Source organism: Streptomyces sp. NPDC005706 (assembly GCF_040631045.1).
GTDB lineage: Bacteria > Actinomycetota > Actinomycetes > Streptomycetales > Streptomycetaceae > Streptomyces.
In genome coordinates, this window is record NZ_JBEXYS010000002.1 from 516,671 (window position 1) to 533,830 (window position 17,160).

At 71.1% G+C, this 17,160-nt stretch carries 16 protein-coding genes and 2 tRNA genes; 12 read left to right on the forward strand and 6 right to left on the reverse strand.

Going from position 1 to position 17,160, the window contains the following annotated elements:
* Position 1: 1 nt before the first annotated feature.
* Complete coding sequence (locus ABZ478_RS05910) at positions 2-682, forward strand: AIM24 family protein (RefSeq protein WP_359545680.1); 681 nt, start codon at positions 2-4, stop codon at positions 680-682.
* Positions 683-699: 17 nt separating this feature from the next.
* Entirely contained in the window at positions 700-1,455 is a 756-nt protein-coding gene (locus ABZ478_RS05915) for an AIM24 family protein (RefSeq protein WP_359545682.1), read from the forward strand.
* A gap of 54 nt (positions 1,456-1,509) precedes the next feature.
* On the opposite strand, the gene ABZ478_RS05920 is transcribed toward ABZ478_RS05915, so the two are convergent.
* Both ABZ478_RS05920 and ABZ478_RS05925 read right to left on the reverse strand, forming a co-directional pair.
* Positions 1,510-2,031: an NUDIX hydrolase gene (locus ABZ478_RS05920; RefSeq protein WP_359545684.1), complete on the reverse strand. Its 522-nt coding sequence runs from the start codon at positions 2,029-2,031 to the stop codon at positions 1,510-1,512.
* Positions 2,028-3,464: a zinc-dependent metalloprotease gene (locus ABZ478_RS05925; RefSeq protein ID WP_359545686.1), complete on the reverse strand. Its 1,437-nt coding sequence runs from the start codon at positions 3,462-3,464 to the stop codon at positions 2,028-2,030. Before ABZ478_RS05925 ends, ABZ478_RS05920 begins: the two co-directional genes overlap by 4 nt.
* A gap of 191 nt (positions 3,465-3,655) precedes the next feature.
* On the opposite strand from ABZ478_RS05925, the gene ABZ478_RS05930 reads away from it, so the two are divergent.
* From ABZ478_RS05930 to ABZ478_RS05945, 4 genes are all read left to right on the forward strand, one after another.
* Positions 3,656-4,816, forward strand: coding sequence for an SDR family oxidoreductase (locus tag ABZ478_RS05930; RefSeq protein ID WP_358927536.1), 1,161 nt, complete (start codon positions 3,656-3,658; stop codon positions 4,814-4,816).
* A 135-nt stretch (positions 4,817-4,951) separates the two neighbouring features.
* Positions 4,952-5,413, forward strand: a complete 462-nt coding sequence (locus tag ABZ478_RS05935) for a molybdenum cofactor biosynthesis protein MoaE (protein ID WP_359545687.1) — start codon at positions 4,952-4,954, stop codon at positions 5,411-5,413.
* Positions 5,414-5,541: 128 nt separating this feature from the next.
* A complete protein-coding gene (locus ABZ478_RS05940) occupies positions 5,542-5,718 on the forward strand; it encodes a hypothetical protein (protein ID WP_359545689.1) in 177 nt (58 codons plus the stop codon).
* 51 nt (positions 5,719-5,769) lie between these two features.
* Positions 5,770-6,867 carry a PDZ domain-containing protein gene (locus ABZ478_RS05945; RefSeq protein WP_359545691.1) on the forward strand — a complete coding sequence of 366 codons (1,098 nt, stop codon included), beginning with the start codon at positions 5,770-5,772 and terminating at the stop codon, positions 6,865-6,867.
* Between the two features lie 74 nt (positions 6,868-6,941).
* Here ABZ478_RS05945 and ABZ478_RS05950 read toward each other — a convergent pair whose 3' ends face one another.
* Positions 6,942-7,484 (reverse strand): PPA1309 family protein, encoded by a 543-nt coding sequence (locus tag ABZ478_RS05950; protein WP_358927539.1) that lies wholly within the window; start codon positions 7,482-7,484, stop codon positions 6,942-6,944.
* Between the two features lie 163 nt (positions 7,485-7,647).
* Here ABZ478_RS05950 and ABZ478_RS05955 point away from each other — a divergent pair, with 163 nt between their 5' ends.
* The 4 genes from ABZ478_RS05955 to ABZ478_RS05970 all read left to right on the forward strand — a co-directional run bounded on the left by ABZ478_RS05955 (position 7,648) and on the right by ABZ478_RS05970 (position 12,828).
* Positions 7,648-10,545 (forward strand): UPF0182 family protein, encoded by a 2,898-nt coding sequence (locus ABZ478_RS05955; protein ID WP_359545905.1) that lies wholly within the window; start codon positions 7,648-7,650, stop codon positions 10,543-10,545.
* A gap of 40 nt (positions 10,546-10,585) precedes the next feature.
* A tRNA-Met gene (locus ABZ478_RS05960) sits at positions 10,586-10,659 on the forward strand.
* Between the two features lie 208 nt (positions 10,660-10,867).
* Positions 10,868-12,688, forward strand: coding sequence for a tetratricopeptide repeat protein (locus tag ABZ478_RS05965; protein ID WP_359545693.1), 1,821 nt, complete (start codon positions 10,868-10,870; stop codon positions 12,686-12,688).
* A gap of 66 nt (positions 12,689-12,754) precedes the next feature.
* A tRNA-Met gene (locus ABZ478_RS05970) sits at positions 12,755-12,828 on the forward strand.
* Between the two features lie 129 nt (positions 12,829-12,957).
* Here the strand turns inward: ABZ478_RS05970 and ABZ478_RS05975 are convergent.
* A complete protein-coding gene (locus ABZ478_RS05975) occupies positions 12,958-13,374 on the reverse strand; it encodes a Fur family transcriptional regulator (protein WP_358927541.1) in 417 nt (138 codons plus the stop codon).
* 144 nt (positions 13,375-13,518) lie between these two features.
* Here ABZ478_RS05975 and ABZ478_RS05980 point away from each other — a divergent pair, with 144 nt between their 5' ends.
* Positions 13,519-14,973: a catalase gene (locus ABZ478_RS05980; RefSeq protein WP_359545694.1), complete on the forward strand. Its 1,455-nt coding sequence runs from the start codon at positions 13,519-13,521 to the stop codon at positions 14,971-14,973.
* A gap of 87 nt (positions 14,974-15,060) precedes the next feature.
* On the opposite strand, the gene ABZ478_RS05985 is transcribed toward ABZ478_RS05980, so the two are convergent.
* Both ABZ478_RS05985 and hisN read right to left on the reverse strand, forming a co-directional pair.
* A complete protein-coding gene (locus tag ABZ478_RS05985) occupies positions 15,061-15,456 on the reverse strand; it encodes a CBS domain-containing protein (RefSeq protein ID WP_359545696.1) in 396 nt (131 codons plus the stop codon).
* Between the two features lie 150 nt (positions 15,457-15,606).
* A complete protein-coding gene (gene hisN, locus ABZ478_RS05990) occupies positions 15,607-16,413 on the reverse strand; it encodes a histidinol-phosphatase (protein WP_359545698.1) in 807 nt (268 codons plus the stop codon).
* Positions 16,414-16,553: 140 nt separating this feature from the next.
* Between hisN and ABZ478_RS05995 the strand changes: the two genes are divergently transcribed.
* The gene (locus ABZ478_RS05995) at positions 16,554-17,156 is read left to right on the forward strand and encodes a TetR family transcriptional regulator (RefSeq protein WP_359545700.1); all 603 of its coding nucleotides are present in this window, start codon (positions 16,554-16,556) and stop codon (positions 17,154-17,156) included.
* Positions 17,157-17,160: the final 4 nt, after the last annotated feature.

Genomic DNA, 17,160 nt, shown 5'->3' on the forward strand with positions numbered 1-17,160 from the left:
CATGAACCAGCCGCTCGCGGGCTACGCCCCCGCACCCGTCACCGCCCGCATGGAGAACCACGGCAGCCACATGCTGAAGGTCGCCATGCAGACCGGCAGCGACCTCCTCGCGCGCGTGGGGTCGATGGTCGCCTACGAGGGCTTCATCCAGTACGAGCCCAATCCGCCGGCCGTCCGCCAGATCGCCCGCGACTGGATGACCGGTGAGGGCGCACCCCTGATGAAGTGCTCCGGCGACGGACTGCTCTACCTCGCCGACTACGGCGCCGACGTCGTCGTGATCAACCTCAACGGCGACGGCATCTCGGTCAACGCCACCAACCTGCTCGCCTTCGACGCCCACCTCAGCTGGGGCGTGGAGCGGGTGAAGGGGCTCGCCAAGTTCGCCGGACAGGGCCTGTGGAACACCAAGATCTCCGGGCAGGGCTGGGTCGCGCTGACCTCCCGGGGCAAGCCGATCGTGGTCGACTGCGGCGGCGGCGAGGACGAGACGTACGTCGACCCGGACGCGCTCGTCGCCTGGTCCCCGAACCTGAAGGTGAAGGGCAAGCGCAGCTTCAAGGCGCAGTCGCTGATCGGCCGGGGCAGCGGCGAGGCCTACCAGATGGCCTTCTCCGGCCAGGGCATCGTCGTCGTCCAGCCCAGCGAGGACAGCACCGACCGCCTTCGGTTCCGGGGCTGAGGGGGAGTCAGAACATCATGCAGAGCCCGCTTTTCGCCCACAACGACCAGCAGACCCAGGAGCGCTGGAGCCTGCAGAACAAGCAGATGCTCCGCGTCACCCTGGAGGGCCACGACGACCTCCTCGCCCGCAAGGGGGCCATGGTCGCCTACCAGGGCCTGGTCGAGTTCGACGCCGAGTACCGCAGCAACGGCCAGGCACGCGCGCGCAGGCACACCGGCGAGGGCCTGGACCTGATGCGCTGTCACGGACAGGGCACCGTCTACCTCGCCAACCTCGCCCAGTACGTGCACGTCATGGACGTCGAGCAGGACGGGCTGACCGTCGACAGCTCCTACGTCCTCGCCATGGACTCCTCACTCCACCACGAGGTCATCGCGGTCGACAGCCTGTACGGCATCTCCGGCTCCGGGAAGTACCAGCTCAACATCACCGGGCGCGGCAAGGTCGCCCTGATGACCTCGGGCGCGCCGCTGCTGATGCAGGTCACGCCCGACAAGTACGTCAACTGCGACGCCGACGCGATCGTGGCCTGGTCCACCGGGCTGCGGGTGCAGATGCAGGCCCAGACGCACTCCTCCGGCGTCTGGCGGCGCCGCGGCAGCACCGGCGAGGGCTGGGAGCTGAGCTTCATGGGCTCCGGCTTCGCGCTGGTCCAGCCCAGTGAGCTGCTGCCGCCGCAGAACGCGCAGATCGGGCAGGGGGTCGCCGCGCAGTTCGGCATGGGGCAGCAGGGGGCGCGCGGACAGAACCAGGGCAACGTCTGGAGCTGAGCGCGGGCGAACCGACGAGGGGGTGACCGCCCGGGCGGTCACCCCCTCGTGCGTTCAGAGCCGGGCGCGCGCCGCCTCCAGCAGGCGTACGACGGACTCGTCGGCCACGCCGGCCACCTCGTCGTACCCGAACCAGCGCAGGTCCAGGGACTCGTCGCTGATCTCCTGGACGGCTCCGGGCGGGGCCAGCACCGCGTACTGGACGTCGAAGTGGCAGTGGCAGGGCGGCGGGATCGGATGCCGGTCCAGGCGGACCGGGCCGCCGGGCACCAGGGACAGCCCCGCGATCCCCGACTCCTCCGTGGCCTCCCTGAGGGCGGCGTCCCGCAGGGTGGCGTCGCCGGGCTCGCAGTGGCCGCCCATCTGCAGCCACATGCGCAGCTTCCGGTGCAGGGTGAGCAGGACCCGGTCGCGTTCGGGATCGATCACCAGCGCGCTCGCCGTGAGGTGACCGTCCCCGCACGCCTTCCACATGCCGTCCGGGTGCGCCGCCAGATGGTCCAGGTAGGCCTGGCGCAGATCGGCCTGGTCCTCGTACTCCTTGAGCACGAGGACCGCGTCGTCGTACAGGCTCACTCGGTGTCGTCGCCCTCGGCCTCGTCGTCCTTCTTCAGGTTCGGCTTCTCGCCGGCGCCGCCCGCCGCCTCGCCGAGCATCTTGTCCAGCTCGGAGAAGTCCAGCTGCTCGCGGTGCACGAAGCCGTCGGGGTCGTCCAGGTCGGTGGCGGTCGGCAGCATGTCCGGGTGGGCCCACAGGGCGTCCCGGCCGTCCACTCCGCGCGCGTCCGTGAGCGAGGCCCACAGCCGGGAGGCGTCACGCAGCCGGCGCGGGCGCAGCTCCAGGCCGATCAGCGTGGCGAACGTCTGCTCCGCCGGGCCGCCGGTGGCGCGGCGGCGGCGCAGGGTCTCGCGCAGGGCGTCGGCGGACGACAGGCGCGGTTTCGCGGCCGCGTGCACCACCGCGTCCACCCAGCCCTCGACGAGCGCCAGAGCGGTCTCCAGGCGGGCCAGCGCCGCCTTCTGCTCGGGCGTGTCCTCCGGCTGGAACATGCCCTGCTGGAGGGCGTCCTGAAGCTGCTCGGGATTCTGCGGGTCGAACTGCCCGACCACGTCCTCCAGCTTGGCCGTGTCGACCTTGATGCCGCGCGCGTAGCCCTCGACCGCGCCGAACAGGTGCGAGCGCAGCCACGGCACGTGCGCGAACAGGCGCTGATGGGCCGCCTCGCGCAGGGCCAGGTAGAGCCGGACCTCCTCCTGCGGCACGCCGAGGTCCTTGCCGAACGCCTCCACGTTGGCCGGGAGCAGCGCGGCCTTGCCGGCCGGGCCCAGCGGCAGGCCGATGTCGGTGGAACCGACGACCTCGCCCGCGAGCACGCCCACGGCCTGTCCGATCTGCGTGCCGAACATGGCGCCGCCCATCGAGCGCATCATGCCGATCAGCGGGCCCGCCATGGCCTGCATCTCCTCGGGCAGGACGTCACCCATCGCCGCGCCGACCCGCTCGGCGACCGGGTCGACCAGCTCCTGCCACGCGGGCAGGGTCGCCTCGACCCACTCCGCGCGGGACCAGGCCACCGCCGAGGCCGCGCCCGACGGCAGGGACGTCGCGTCGTCCAGCCACAGATCGGCCAGACGGACGGCCTCCTGGACCGCGGAGCGCTCGGCGCCGCCGATGCTCGCGTCCTTCACGCCGTCCGGGGTGCCCTGCGAGACCGTCTGGCGGGCGATCTGCTTGGCCATGTCCCAGTTCACCGGGCCGCCCTCGTAGGAGAGCATCTGGCCCAGCTGCTGGAACGCGGCGCCCAGGTCGGTGGGGTTCAGGGATCCGAACATCGCTGCGAGCGGGTTGTCGGCGCCGGGGCCGCCAAAGCCTCCGGCTCCGGGCAGCCCGAAACCGAACGGGTTGGCCGGTCCCTGCTCACCACCGCTCTGCTGGTCCTTCTTCTTGCCCTCGTCGCCGTCTTCCGGCTCCTCCGGCGGAAGGCCGAATCCGAATGGGGTGTCACTCACGGGATTCCTCGGCTGGTAAGGCCACCGGTTCTCTCCGGCGGCGCGGCTGCCCGACATCACCACCCAGCGTAGACACCCGGACCCGATCGGGCCTCGGTGCTTCGCCCACGGAAAGCCTGCGGCAGGATGGATGCACCTGGTACGTGCGCCTCACTCGCGCCCGTACCGAAGACAACCACTGGAGACGCCCGGTGAGTTCCCCAGATCCGCAGGTTCGCGCAGCGCGAAACCATACAGACCGCCCGTCGCCCGACCACCGCCCCTCGACCACGGCGCTGCGCGCCGACGGCACGACCGGCGTGCGCGGGCCCGTCGTCGCGGTCACCGGCGCGGCCGCCGGGGTCGGCGCGATGCTCACCGAGCGGCTCGCGGCCGCCGAGGAGATCAAGCAGGTCATCGCCATAGACGAGCGGCGCGGGGAGTGTGCCGCCGCGCAGTGGCACATCCTGGACGTGCGCGACCCGGCGATCGCGGACAAGCTGCGGGGCGCGGACGTGGTGGTGCACCTCGCGCTCGACCTCGACCTGGAGACCGATCCGGCGGCCCGCACCGCCTACAACGTCCGGGGGACGCAGACCGTGCTGACCGCCGCCGCGGCGGCCGGAGTGCACCGGGTGGTGCTGTGCACCTCCGCGATGGTCTACGGGGCACTGCCGGACAACGAGCTTCCCCTGTCGGAGGACGCCGAGCTGCGGGCGACGGCCGAGGCCACCGGCGTCGGGGACCTGCTGGAGATCGAGCGGCTGGCCCGGCGCGCCCCCCGCGCGCACCCGGGGCTGAACGTGACCGTGGTGCGGCCCGCGGTGCTGGTGGGAGGTACCGACACCGCGCTGACCAGGTACTTCGAGTCGCCCCGGCTGCTCGTGGCCGCCGGTTCGCGGCCCGCCTGGCAGTTCTGCCACGTCGAGGACCTGTGTGCCGCTCTGGAGTACGCCGTCCTGGAGAAGGTCGACGGGGAACTGGCCGTCGGCTGCGACGGATGGCTGGAGCAGGAGGAGGTCGAGGAGCTGACCGGGATCCGGCGGATGGAACTGCCGTCGGCGGTCGCACTGGGCGCCGCCGCCCGGCTGCACCGGATCGGCCTCACCCCGTCCCCGGCGGGGGACCTGGCGTACACGATGTACCCCTGGGTGGTCAGCGGGAGCCGACTGCACGACGCCGGATGGCGGCCCCGCTGGACCAACGAGGAGGTGCTGGCGGAGCTGCTGGAGGAGGTCGCGGGGCGGCACACCGTCGCCGGACGCCGGCTGGGACGCAAGGACGCCACGGCCGCGGGCGCGGCGGGCGCGACGGTGGCGCTGCTGGGCGCCGCCGCGGTGGTGCGGCGGGCCCGCAAGGCCCGCCGGAGGTGACGCGAGGGGCTGCGTCGAGGGCCTGCGCGAGCGGCCGCGCTCCGCGCACCTGTAGGAGGCTCCAAGGCGTCCCGCGCGCGTGCCTGGTGAAAGTCGTATTCCGGGATGCCGGAGGTGTGCGGCACGATGGGGGGCATGGCACCCACGAACGATCACCCCGGTGAGCAGGCGGCGCAGGACCCCATCAAGCTGATCGGCGTCCGGGAGACCCCGCTCTCCGTGGACGAGGTGTTCGCCGCCGTCGGGGACGACGCGGCCGGCGGCGTCGCCCTCTTCGTGGGGACGGTGCGCAATCACGACGGCGGCGCCGACGTCGGCGCCCTCGGCTACTCCTGCCACCCCAGCGCCGAGGCGGAGATGCGGCGGATCGCCGAGAAGGTCGCCGCCGAGTTCCCGGTGCGGGCACTGGCCGCCGTCCACCGGGTGGGGGACCTCCGGGTCGGGGACCTCGCCGTCGTCGTCGGCGTGTCGTGCCCCCATCGGGGTGAGGCGTTCGAGGCCTGCCGCAGGCTCATCGACGACCTGAAGCACGAGGTGCCCATCTGGAAGCACCAGCGGTTCTCCGACGGGACCGAGGAATGGGTCGGCGCCTGCTGACCGGCGTCACCGCCGGCGCACCGGCCCGTCCGGTTGCGTAACCACCCCCCTCGCGTGAGCGTTGTCAGTGCGAATGGTTAATCTGCTGATCAGTCAGTCGCGGACGCTCATGGGGTTGGGAGGTCGGCATGGCGGCGCTCGCCTGGTTGCTGATTCCGCTGGTTGCCGCGGTCGCGGCCGGACTGTGGGGCGGTTGGGCCAATCGGACCCGAAGGATCCGCAGCGACGGTCCCGAGCTGGACGGCTACGCCCGGTTCCGCGAGGCCATGGAGAAGAAGTCCCACTCGGGCGCCCCCGGCGCCTGAGGAGAGGTGCCCTGACGGTGCGCTGACAGAGGCGTCCCGTAATGTCGTGGCATGCCACGCCGCACCGCGACGATGCTCGCCTCCACCCTGATGCTGATCGCGCTCCTGTGCGCGGGTGTGCTCATCCCCGTGCCGTACGCGGAGATGTCCCCCGGGCCGACCGTGAACACGCTCGGGGAGCACGAGGGCGAGCCGGTGCTGCAGATCTCCGGCCACAAGACGTACGCGACGGACGGTCACCTGAACATGACCACCGTCCGGGTCACCAGCGCCGACTTCCGGATGAACCTGGTGGAGGCCGTCTACGGCTGGCTGGCGCACGACAGCAAGATCGTGCCGCACGACACCCTCTACCCGGACGGCAAGACCGAGGAGCAGTCCACCCAGGAGAACGCCGAGGAGTTCAGCCAGTCCCAGGAGAGCGCCAAGGTCGCCGCCCTGAAGGAGCTGGGCGTCCCGGTGAAGTCCTGGGTGATCGTCTCCACCGTCGTCAAGGGCTCCCCGGCCGAGGGCAGGCTCCACGCGGGGGACGTGATCAAGGCCGTGGACGGTACGGCCGTCAAGCAGCCGTCCGATGTCGCCGAGTTCGTCACCCGGCACAAGCCCGGCCAGAAGGTCGTCTTCACCGTCGTCCCGGTCAAGGAGCAGGCCGCGGCGGCGAAGCGGCACGAAACGGCGACGAAGACCCGGGAGGTCGCCATCACGACGGCGACCTCCCACGACAGCGGCGCCCGGCGCGCCATCGTCGGGATCTCCGCCGGGACCGACCACACCTTCCCGTTCAACATCGACATCAAGCTCGCCGACGTCGGTGGGCCCAGCGCCGGGCTGATGTTCGCGCTCGGCATCTACGACAAGCTCACCCCGGGCAGCCTCACCGGCGGCAACTTCGTCGCCGGCACCGGCACCATCGACGACAAGGGGACGGTCGGGCCGATCGGCGGCATCGAGATGAAGACCGTCGGCGCGCACGACAAGGGCGCCCGGTACTTCCTCACCCCCGCCGACAACTGCGCGGCGGCCGCCAAGGACACCCCGAGCGGGCTCACGCTCGTCAAGGTGAAGACCATCGGTGACGCGCTCGACGCCCTGAAGGACATCCGCGGCGGAGACACCGCCGCCCTGCCGAAGTGCACCACCAAGAGCTGACCGGCGGTCCTCGAGAACGCGGCTGGGGGCGCTCCCGATCACCGGGAGCGCCCCCATCGCCGTACCGGAGGGAATCAGTCCGCGAAGGTCGCCGCCAGTGCCTCGGCCAGGCCCGGCACCAGCTCCGGCCCCGTCAGGACCTCCGTCGCGGAGTCCTTCTCGCGCAGGCGCAGCGCCGACTCGCGGCCGCCGTCGCGCAGCACCGCGACCGTCATGCGGACCTCCTGGCGCTCGGGGTGCTCCGCCACCCACTTCGCCAGCTTGGCCTCGCTCAGGCCCTGCGGTACCTGCGCCTCGGCGGACGGCGGCAGCATCAGGCGCTCCACGGTGAGCGCGCAGCCCACCACCGCGTCCGGCCAGGCGATGGTGCCGAGGAACTCGTCGAGTGCCTTGTCCGTCGGAACCTCGTCCTGCTCGATGGGGGTGAGGCCGACCGTCTCGGACTCGTCGTCGAGGCCGAGCTGGGTGGCGAGCGAGGGTTCCTGGGCCCGCAGTCGTGCGGTGTCTACGAGGGCGAAGAGGCGGGCGGGCTGGTCCCAGCCGAGGCCGGAGGCGTACTCGTCGATCTCGAGTACGGCCCGGGTGAGCGGGTTCGCTGCCATGGGAGTGTTGGACATGGTCACAATCCTGCCTCGTTCCCGGGCGGAATCGGGAACCGAGTGAACCGTGAGTAAGTTGCATAGGTGTGGCCCGCGATCACGGGGGGCCTCGGCCGGCCCGTGAAATCGGGGGCCTGACGTATCGACAGCGAACTTCGAGGTGCGCACCTTGGCTTTCCAGATGCCGGACCGCGGCGGAGGCCCGACGGGGCCACGGATCAGAGCGGGACGCCCGTCCCGGCGGGCCCGGGCCCTGCTCATGACACTGGGGGTCCTCGCCGTCCTCGGCATGGTGTTCACCATGTTCGCGGGCTTCTGGACGGACTGGCTGTGGTACCGGTCGGTGCACTACTCGTCCGTGTTCACCACCATGCTGTGGACCAAGATCGGGCTGTTCTTCGTCTTCGGTCTGCTGATGGCCGTCGCCGTCGGCCTCAACATCTGGCTGGCACACCGGCTGCGGCCGCCGCTGAGCGCCATGTCCATGGAGCAGCAGAGCCTGGACCGCTACCGGATGGGCATCGCGCCCTACAAGACCTGGCTCCTGCTCGCCGTGGCCTGCCTCGTCGGTCTGATCGCCGGCGCCTCCGCGGCCGGCCAGTGGCGTACCTGGCTGATGTGGGTCAACGGCGTGCCCTTCCACCAGAAGGACCCGCAGTTCCACCTCGACGTCTCCTTCTACGCCTTCGACCTGCCCTGGTACCGGTTCCTGCTGGGCTTCGGCTTCGCCACCGCGATCCTGTGCCTGATCGCCGCCGCGCTCACCCACTACCTGTACGGCGGACTGCGTGTCACCAGCCCGGGAGCGCGCGCCACCGCCGCCGCGACCGGGCACCTGTCGGTGCTCCTCGGCGTCTTCGTGGCGCTGAAGGCGGTCGCCTACTGGCTCGACCGGTACGGGCTCGCCGTCAAGTCCAGCGACTTCAAGGCGACCGGCAACTGGACCGGCCTGCGCTACGTCGACGCCAACGCCTACCTGCCGGCCAAGACGATCCTGTTCTGCATCGCCGTCATCTGCGCGCTGCTGTTCTTCGCCACCCTGTGGCGGCGCACCTGGCAGCTTCCCGTCATCGGCTTCGGGCTGATGGTCCTCTCCGCGATCCTGATCGGCGGCCTGTACCCGGCCATCGTGCAGAAGTTCCAGGTGCAGCCCAACGAGCAGGCCAAGGAAGCCCCGTACGTCCAGAAGAACCTCAAGGCGACCCGCGAGGCGTACGGCATCGACGACACCAAGGTCACCGAGTACGCCGGCAAGTCCGCCACCACGGACAAGACCAAGCTGCGTGACCAGGTCGGCGACACGGCCAGCATCCGCATCATGGACCCGAACGTCGTCTCGCCGACGTTCCAGCAACTGCAGCAGATCAAGGGCTACTACGGGTTCCCGGCGAACCTCGACGTCGACCGGTACGCCAAGGACGGCAAGGAGCAGGACACCGTCATCGGCCTGCGCGAGCTGAACCTGGGCGGCATCCCGAAGAACAACTGGATCAACGACCACTTCCGCTACACGCACGGTTACGGCGCGGTCGCCGCCAAGGGCACCGAGGCCGACGCCGAGGGCCGCCCGGTCTTCACCGAGAAGAACCTGCCGTCCGAGGGCGCCCTCGGCAGCTACCAGCAGCAGATCTACTACGGCGAGAAGACCACCACGTACTCGATCGTCGGCGGCCCCCAGAAGGAGGTCGACTACTCCGACAACGAGCGCGAGAAGACCACCAGCTACCAGGGCAAGAGCGGGGTCAACCTCGACAGCCCGGTCAACCGGGCGGCGTACGCGGTGGCGTTCAACGAGCCGCAGATCCTCTACTCCGGTGCGATCGGCAAGGGGTCGCGGATCCTGTACAACCGCACCCCCAAGGAGCGCGTCGAGGCGGTCGCCCCCTGGCTGACCATCGACGGCGACGCCTATCCGGCCGTCGTGAACCACCGCATCCAGTGGATCGTCGACGCGTACACGACCACCAACGGCTATCCGTACGCCTCCCGCACGACGCTCGGTGACACGACGGCCGACTCGCTGACCGCGACGAACAACTCCCGCGCGGTGGTGGCACAGCAGAACCAGGTCAACTACATCCGCAACTCGGTGAAGGCGACCGTCGACGCGTACACCGGCGAGGTCAAGCTCTACCAGTGGGACAGCGCGGACCCCGTGCTGAAGACCTGGATGAAGGCCTTCCCCGGCACGGTCCAGCCGCGCGCGGACATCTCCGCGGACCTGATGGAGCATCTGCGCTACCCGCAGGACCTGTTCAAGGTCCAGCGCGAGCTGCTGACCCGCTACCACGTGACCGACGCGCAGACCTTCCTCAGCGGCAGCGAGGTGTGGGAGGTGCCCGACGACCCGTCCAACGACTCGGGCAACGCGGTGCCGCCGTACTACCTGAGTATGAAGATGCCGGACCAGAGCGCCCAGGCGTTCTCGCTCACGACGACGTTCACGCCGAACGGGCGGGACAACCTCAGCGCCTTCATGGCCGTCGACTCCGACCCGGGCACGAGCGACTACGGCAAGATCAGAGTCCTGAAACTGCCGGCGAGCACCACTGTCTACGGCCCCAAGCAGGTCCAGAGCCAGTTCAACTCCGAGTCGGACATCGCCGAGACCATCAGCCTGCTGAGCAGAGGCCACTCCAAGGTCGAGTACGGCAACCTGCTGACCGTGCCCCTGGACGGAGGACTGCTCTACGCGGAGCCGGTCTACGTCCGTGGTGGTTCGCTGAAGTACCCCTTGCTGCGCAAGGTGCTGGTCACCTACGAAGGCCGGACCGCCTTCGAGGACACCCTGGACGAAGCGCTCAACAAGGTGTTCGGCGTACAGGGTTCGACCACACCGCCGAAGACGGGGAACAACCCGCCGGACACCACCAACCCGACGGTCAGGCAGGCGCTCGACGACGCCCAGAAGGCGTTCGAGGCCGGGCAGGAGGCCCTGCAGAAGCCGAAGCCGGACTGGTCCGCGTACGCCAAGGCGCAGGACGATCTCGAGGCCGCGCTGAAGCGGGCCGAGGACGCCCAGGCCAAGGCGGACAAGGCCGCGGGCGGGGACAAGCCCGCGGGCGGCGACAAGGGCTGATCAAGACCGCCCCGCGCCGTGATACGGTTGTGAACAACGGCGCGGGGTGGAGCAGCTCGGTAGCTCGCTGGGCTCATAACCCAGAGGTCGCAGGTTCAAATCCTGTCCCCGCTACTGAAAACGAAGGCCCGGATTCCTTACAGGGATCCGGGCCTTCGTGGTGTGCGAACTCATGTACAGATCGGGGGGGACGGCCGCGCCGCCGTGGGGAGTTGGGCTATCTGTGTTTGACTTATCTCTCTGTGGGCATGTCGACAAAACGCTGAAGTGACCTTACGGGCTGCGGTATACCGGGTGTACCCAGGTTGCGGGTGGTGCGACGATGGACGTTATGGGGGACAAGGCAACTCTGTTCGAGACAGGGCGATTTGTGCAGTCTCCGGGTGAGGGGCCGACCCGGGACGAAATGGGCGACACGGGGGATGCGGCCGAGGACGTACGCCTCCGGCTCGCCGCGCGGACCGGCGACACCGAGGCGATGAGCGTCCTCGGTGCCATGCTCCTGCGCAGCGGAGACCTCGACGGAGCCGAGCCCCACCTGCGTGCCGCCACCGCGGCCGGCGACCGCGCCGCCGCCAACAACCTGGGTGTCCTCCTGCACCAGCGCGGCTATGCCGAGGAGGCCGCCGGCTGGTGGCGGATCGCCGCAGTGGCCGGCTCGGCCGCCGCCGCACACGCGCTGGGCCGCCACCACCGTGAGCGCGGGGACGAGCCCGCCGCCGAGTACTGGCTGCGCCAGTCCGCCGAGCAGGGCCACGCCCTGGGCGCCTACGCGCTCGCCGACCTGCTGGAGCACCGCGGGGACGCCACGGCCGGGGACTGGATGCGGGCCGCCGCCGAACGCGGGCACCGTGAGGCCGCCTACCGGCTGGCGCGCGCGCTCGACCGGAAGGCCGGTGCCGAGGACGAGGCCGGGCCGGACAACGCTGTCGAGGAGACCGAGCAGTGGTACCGGCAGGCCGCCGCGCGCGGTCACCGGCGGGCCGCGCTGCACCTCGGGGCGATCCTGGAGAAGCGCGGGGAGCTCAAGGAGGCCGGCCGCTGGTACCTGACCTCCGCCAAGGACGGGGAGGCCCGCGCCGCGTGCGCGCTGGGGTTCCTGCTGCGCGACGCCGGGGACACCGAGAGCGCCGCCGTGTGGTGGCTCAGGGCCGCCCAGGACGGCGACGGCAACGCGGCCAACGCCCTGGGCGCGCTGCACGCCGAGCGCGGCGAGACCCAGACCGCCGAGCGCTGGTACCGGGCCGCGCTGGACGCCGGGGACGACAACGGGGCCTACAACCTCGGGCTGCTCTGCGCCGAGCAGGGCCGGACCGCGCAGGCCGAGCAGTGGTACCGGCGGGCGGCGTACGCCGGGCACCGGGAGGCCGCGAACGCGCTGGCCATCCTGCTGCTCCAGGGCGACGACCCGGCCGGTGCGGAGCCCTGGTTCTCCAAGGCGGCCGAGGCCGGCAGTGTGGACGCCGCGTTCAACCTCGGCATCCTGCACGCCGGGCGCGGCACCGGGGAGGACGCCGGGATCGCGCTGCGCTGGTACGAGCGGGCGGCCGCCGCCGGGCACACCGAGGCCGCGCTGCAGGTCGGCATCGCCCGGCTGCGCGAGGGCGACGAGCAGGAGGCCGAGCGGCACCTGCGCTGCGCGGCCGGCGGCGGCAACCCGGAGGCGGCGTACCGGCTCGCGACCCTGCTGGACGCGCGCCGGCCCCCGGATCCGGCCCATGAGCTCGGCGAGATCGTGCACGAGAAGACCGAGTGCGAGGAGTGGTACGAGCGGGCGGCCTCCCAGGGACACCGCCGTGCCCAGGTGCGGGTCGGCATGCTCGCCGCGGCCCGGGGCGACGTGGTCGAGGCCGCACGGTGGTACCGGGCGGCGGCCGAGGCCGGATCGCGCAACGGGGCGTTCAACCTCGGCCTGCTGCTGGCCCGGGAGGGCAGCGAGCCCGAGGCGGCGGTGTGGTGGACGCGGGCCGCCGACGCCGGGCACGGCCGGGCGGCGCTCCGGCTGGCCCTGGTCTACGCGCGTCGCGGTGAGCTGGCGGAAGGCCAGAGATGGGCCGACCGCGCGGTGGCGCTGGGGCCGGCGGAGGTGTCCGAGCGGGCGGGCCGGCTGCGGGACGCCCTGCGGGAAGAGCTTTCGGCGTGACCCCGTCACTCACCGGCAATGGATTTGCTTCCGCGGGCTTCCCTCCCGTAGTGTCGTGTTCACCGACGCGGGGTGGAGCAGCTCGGTAGCTCGCTGGGCTCATAACCCAGAGGTCGCAGGTTCAAATCCTGTCCCCGCTACTGAAGGCCGAGGGCCGGAATCCAGCAATGGGTTCCGGCCCTCGGTCGTTTCCGCTTCCCGGACGCGAGCGCGCGAAAAGAGAGGGGCCGCGGCCCCTCTCCTCCATGCCCCGCGTCACATGCCCCGGGTCACGCACCCGCGCAGTTCGGGCACAGTCCCCGGTACGTCACCTCGACGTCCGACACCGTGAAGCCGAAACGCTCGGTGTCCGGGAGGTCGGCGAGCGGGTTGCCCGTGGGGTGCACGTCCCGGATCGCTCCGCACCGGGCGCAGACCAGATGGTGATGCGGCTGGTGCGCGTTCGGGTCGTACCGCTTGGCGCGCTTGTCCGTCGTGACCTCGATCACCTCGCCGAGGGTCACCAGCTCGCCCAGCGTGTTGTAGACGGTCGCCCGGGAGATCTCCGGCAGCTTCGTGACGGCCCGCGCATGGACCTCGTCGGCCGTCATATGGACGTGCTCGCCGTCGAGAACCTCGGCCACCACGCGTCGCTGTGCGGTCATCCGCCATCCGCGTCCGCGCAGCCGTTCCAGTAGGTCGCTCATGGAAGCAGCGTAACAGCAAGAGGACCAGATCCCGAACAGGTGTGACTTTGGAACGATGTTTGACTTGGACAAAGTCCAATGTAGGATCGAAGTCGGGCTTTGACCAATGGACAGGACTGGTCGGTAATGACGCAGGAGGCGTACGTGACGCAGGGACCGCTCACCACGGAGGCCGGTGCACCGGTGGCCGACAACCAGAACAGCGAGACCGCAGGCGTCGGTGGCCCGGTGCTCGTTCAGGACCAGCTGCTCCTGGAGAAGCTGGCCCACTTCAACCGCGAGCGCATCCCGGAGCGCGTCGTGCACGCCCGGGGCGCGGGGGCGTACGGCACCTTCACGGTGACCGCGGACGTCACCCCGTACACGCGCGCCGCCTTCCTCTCCGAGGTCGGCAAGGAGACCGAGACCTTCCTGCGCTTCTCGACCGTGGCCGGCAACCTGGGCGCGGCGGACGCGGTACGTGACCCGCGCGGCTTCGCGCTGAAGTTCTACACCGAGGAGGGCAACTACGACCTCGTCGGCAACAACACCCCGGTGTTCTTCATCCGTGACGCGATCAAGTTCCCGGACTTCATCCACACCCAGAAGCGCGACCCTTACACCGGTTCCACGGAGGCGGACAACGTCTGGGACTGCTGGAGCCTGAGCCCGGAGAGCACCCACCAGGTCACCTGGCTGTTCGGTGACCGCGGCATCCCGGCGTCGTACCGGCACATGGACGGCTTCGGCTCGCACACCTACCAGTGGAGCAACGAGGCCGGCGAGGTCTTCTGGGTCAAGTACCACTTCAAGACCGACCAGGGCATCAGGAACCTCACCGCCGAGGAGGCCGGGGTCCTGGCGGGCAAGGACCCCGACTCCCACCAGCGCGACCTGCGCGAGGCGATCGAGCGCGGCGAGTTCCCGAGCTGGACCGTGGGCGTGCAGATCATGTCGGCGGCGGACGCGGCGACGTACCGCTTCAACCCGTTCGACCTGACCAAGGTGTGGCCGCACGCGGACTACCCGGTCATGGAGATCGGCAGGCTGGAGCTGAACCGCAACCCGCAAAACGTCTTCGCCGAGGTCGAGCAGTCGATCTTCAGCCCCGCGCACTTCGTGCCCGGTATCGGCCCCTCGCCCGACAAGATGCTCCAGGGCCGTCTGTTCGCCTACGGTGACGCGCACCGCTACCGCGTCGGCATCAACGCCGACCACCTGCTGGTGAACCGCCCGCACGCCGCCGAGGCGCGCACCAACTCCCGCGACGGCCACCTCTACGACGGCCGGCACGGCGGCGCGAAGAACTACGAGCCGAACAGCTTCGGGGGTCCGGCGCAGACCGGCCGGCCGCTGTGGGAGCCGTTCGACGGCTTCCGCGCCGGCACCGGCGGCCACCCGACGCCGCTGCACGCCGAGGACGACGACTTCGTGCAGGCGGGCAACCTCTACCGGCTGATGTCGGAGGAGGAGAAGGAGCGCCTGGTCGCCAACCTGGCCGGGGCGATCTCCCAGGTCTCGCGCGAGGACATCGCCGAGCGCGCGATCGGCAACTTCCGCGACGCCGACGCCGACTTCGGCAAGCGGCTGGAGGCCGCGGTGCGGGCGCTGCGCGGCTGAGCCGCGCCGGCCGGGTCGCCTGTGCCGGCTCGGCCGCCCGCCAGGACGGGCCGGGCCCCCGAGGGGGTCCGGCCCGCCCCTGTGTGTTCAGAGCGCCGGTGCGGGCTCCCGGGCCGGGACCCAGCAGCGGATGATGTCGCGGACCGACACGATGCCGACGGGCTCGCCCCGGTCGAGGACCACCAGGTGCCGGAAGCCGCCGCGGGTCATGGCCCGGGCCGCCTCCTGGAGGGTCCAGGTCGGGGTGGCGAAGACGACGTCGGTGGTGGTGTGGGCGTGGGTGCGTTCCGTGTCCGGGTTCTGGCCGAGGCCCACGGAGTTGAGGATGTCGCGTTCGGTGAGGATGCCGACCCCGCCGGCGTCGGGGTCGAGCACCACGGCGGCGCCGACGTGGCGGGCGGACATCAGGGCGGCTGCCTGACGGAGGGTGTGGGCGGGGCCGACGGTGAGGACCACCGTGCTCATGGCGTCTTGGACGAGCATGGGATGAGGCCACCTCCTAGGAATCCATGACGTTGTGCATGGATTCACAAATTCACAAGTGGGGGTCGACCTCAGAGTGCCCGGTAAAGAGCGAGTCAACAAGAGGGCGCGCGCGGCCAGTTGAGGGCGTGCGCGGAACTCGCCGGATACTCAGGGGCGCCGGCGCCGGTCCAGATGGTCCAGCAGGACGTCGTGCAGCAGGCCGTTGGAGGCCGCCGCGTTGCCGCTGTGCGGGCCCGGACGGCCGTCGAGCCCGGTGAAGGTGCCGCCGGCCTCGGTGACGATGATCGCGTTCGCCGCCATGTCCCACAGGGACAGCTCCGGTTCGGCGCAGATGTCGACGGAGCCCTCCGCGACCATCATGTACGGCCAGAAGTCGCCGTACGCGCGCGTGCGCCACACCTGGCGGGTCAGGTCGAGGAAGCCGTCCAGGCGGCCCTGCTCCTCCCAGCCGGAGAGCGAGGAGTACGCGAAGGACGCGTCCGCCGGCTCGCCGACGTGCGAGACGTGGATGCGGGACGCGGAGGTCAGACTGCGGCCGGTGAAGGCGCCGTGGCCCTTCGCGGCCCACCAGCGGCGGCCGAGCGCGGGGGCGGAGACGAGGCCGACGACCGGGTGGTAGCCGCCCTCGCCCGCCTCCATCAGCGAGATCAGGGTGGCCCAGACCGGGACGCCCCGGACGTAGTTCTTGGTGCCGTCGATCGGGTCGATCACCCAGCGGCGGGGCCCCGTGCCCTCGACGCCGTACTCCTCCCCGAGGACCGCGTCCCGTGGCCGGGCGCGCTTGAGGTGGTTGCGGATGAGCTCCTCCGCCGCCTTGTCCGCCTCGCTCACCGGGGTCATGTCCGGCTTCGTCTCCACCTTCAGGTCGAGCGCCTTGAAACGGTCCATGGTGGTGGCGTCGGCCGCGTCCGCGAGTACGTGGGCGAGGCGGAGGTCGTCAAGGTAGTCCGGCATGCCTTGAACCGTATCTGCCATGGACGCCGCGGGGCCACAAGGGGCAGGACCGGGTGGGGCGGAACGGTGGCCCGCGCACCCTTGACAGTGCGGGGGAGCGCGTCAAATCTGGGCGCAGAGTTGTCCGTTCCAGGGAGGCGATGATGCCTGCGGCCCGGGAATCCCTACTGGACGCCGCCGCCTCGGCGCTCGCGCGCCGGCCGTGGTCCGCGGTGCGGATGGTCGACGTGGCCGCGGCGGCCGGGGTGTCCCGGCAGACGCTGTACAACGAGTTCGGCAGCAAGGAGGGGCTGGCCAGGGCCCTGGTACGGCGGGAGGCCGACGGATATCTCGCCGGGGTGGAACGGGCCCTCGCCGCGCACACCGACCCGCGCGACCGCCTCACCGCCACCGCCGAGTGGATGGCGTCGGCGGCCCGGGACAGCGCGCTGGTCCGGGCCATGCTCACCGGCTGCTGGAACGAGCGCCTCCCGGCGCCGGCGCTCGCCGCGGTGCGGTCCTCCTCCGCCGTACCCGCGCAGCGCCGGGCGGACGGGCCGCTGCCCTCGCCCGGCGACTTCGTGCGGCTCGTGCGGGACCGGGCGGTGACCGTGCTGGCCGCCGCGGCCACGGAGGACACCGCCGACCTGACCCGCTCCTGCGAACTGGCCGTACGCCTCGCCCTGTCCTGCGTCGCGGCACCACCGGGGGAGGACGGCGTGGCGGAACTGGTGCGCGGCGTCCTGGTCCGGCACCTGGTCTGAGCCG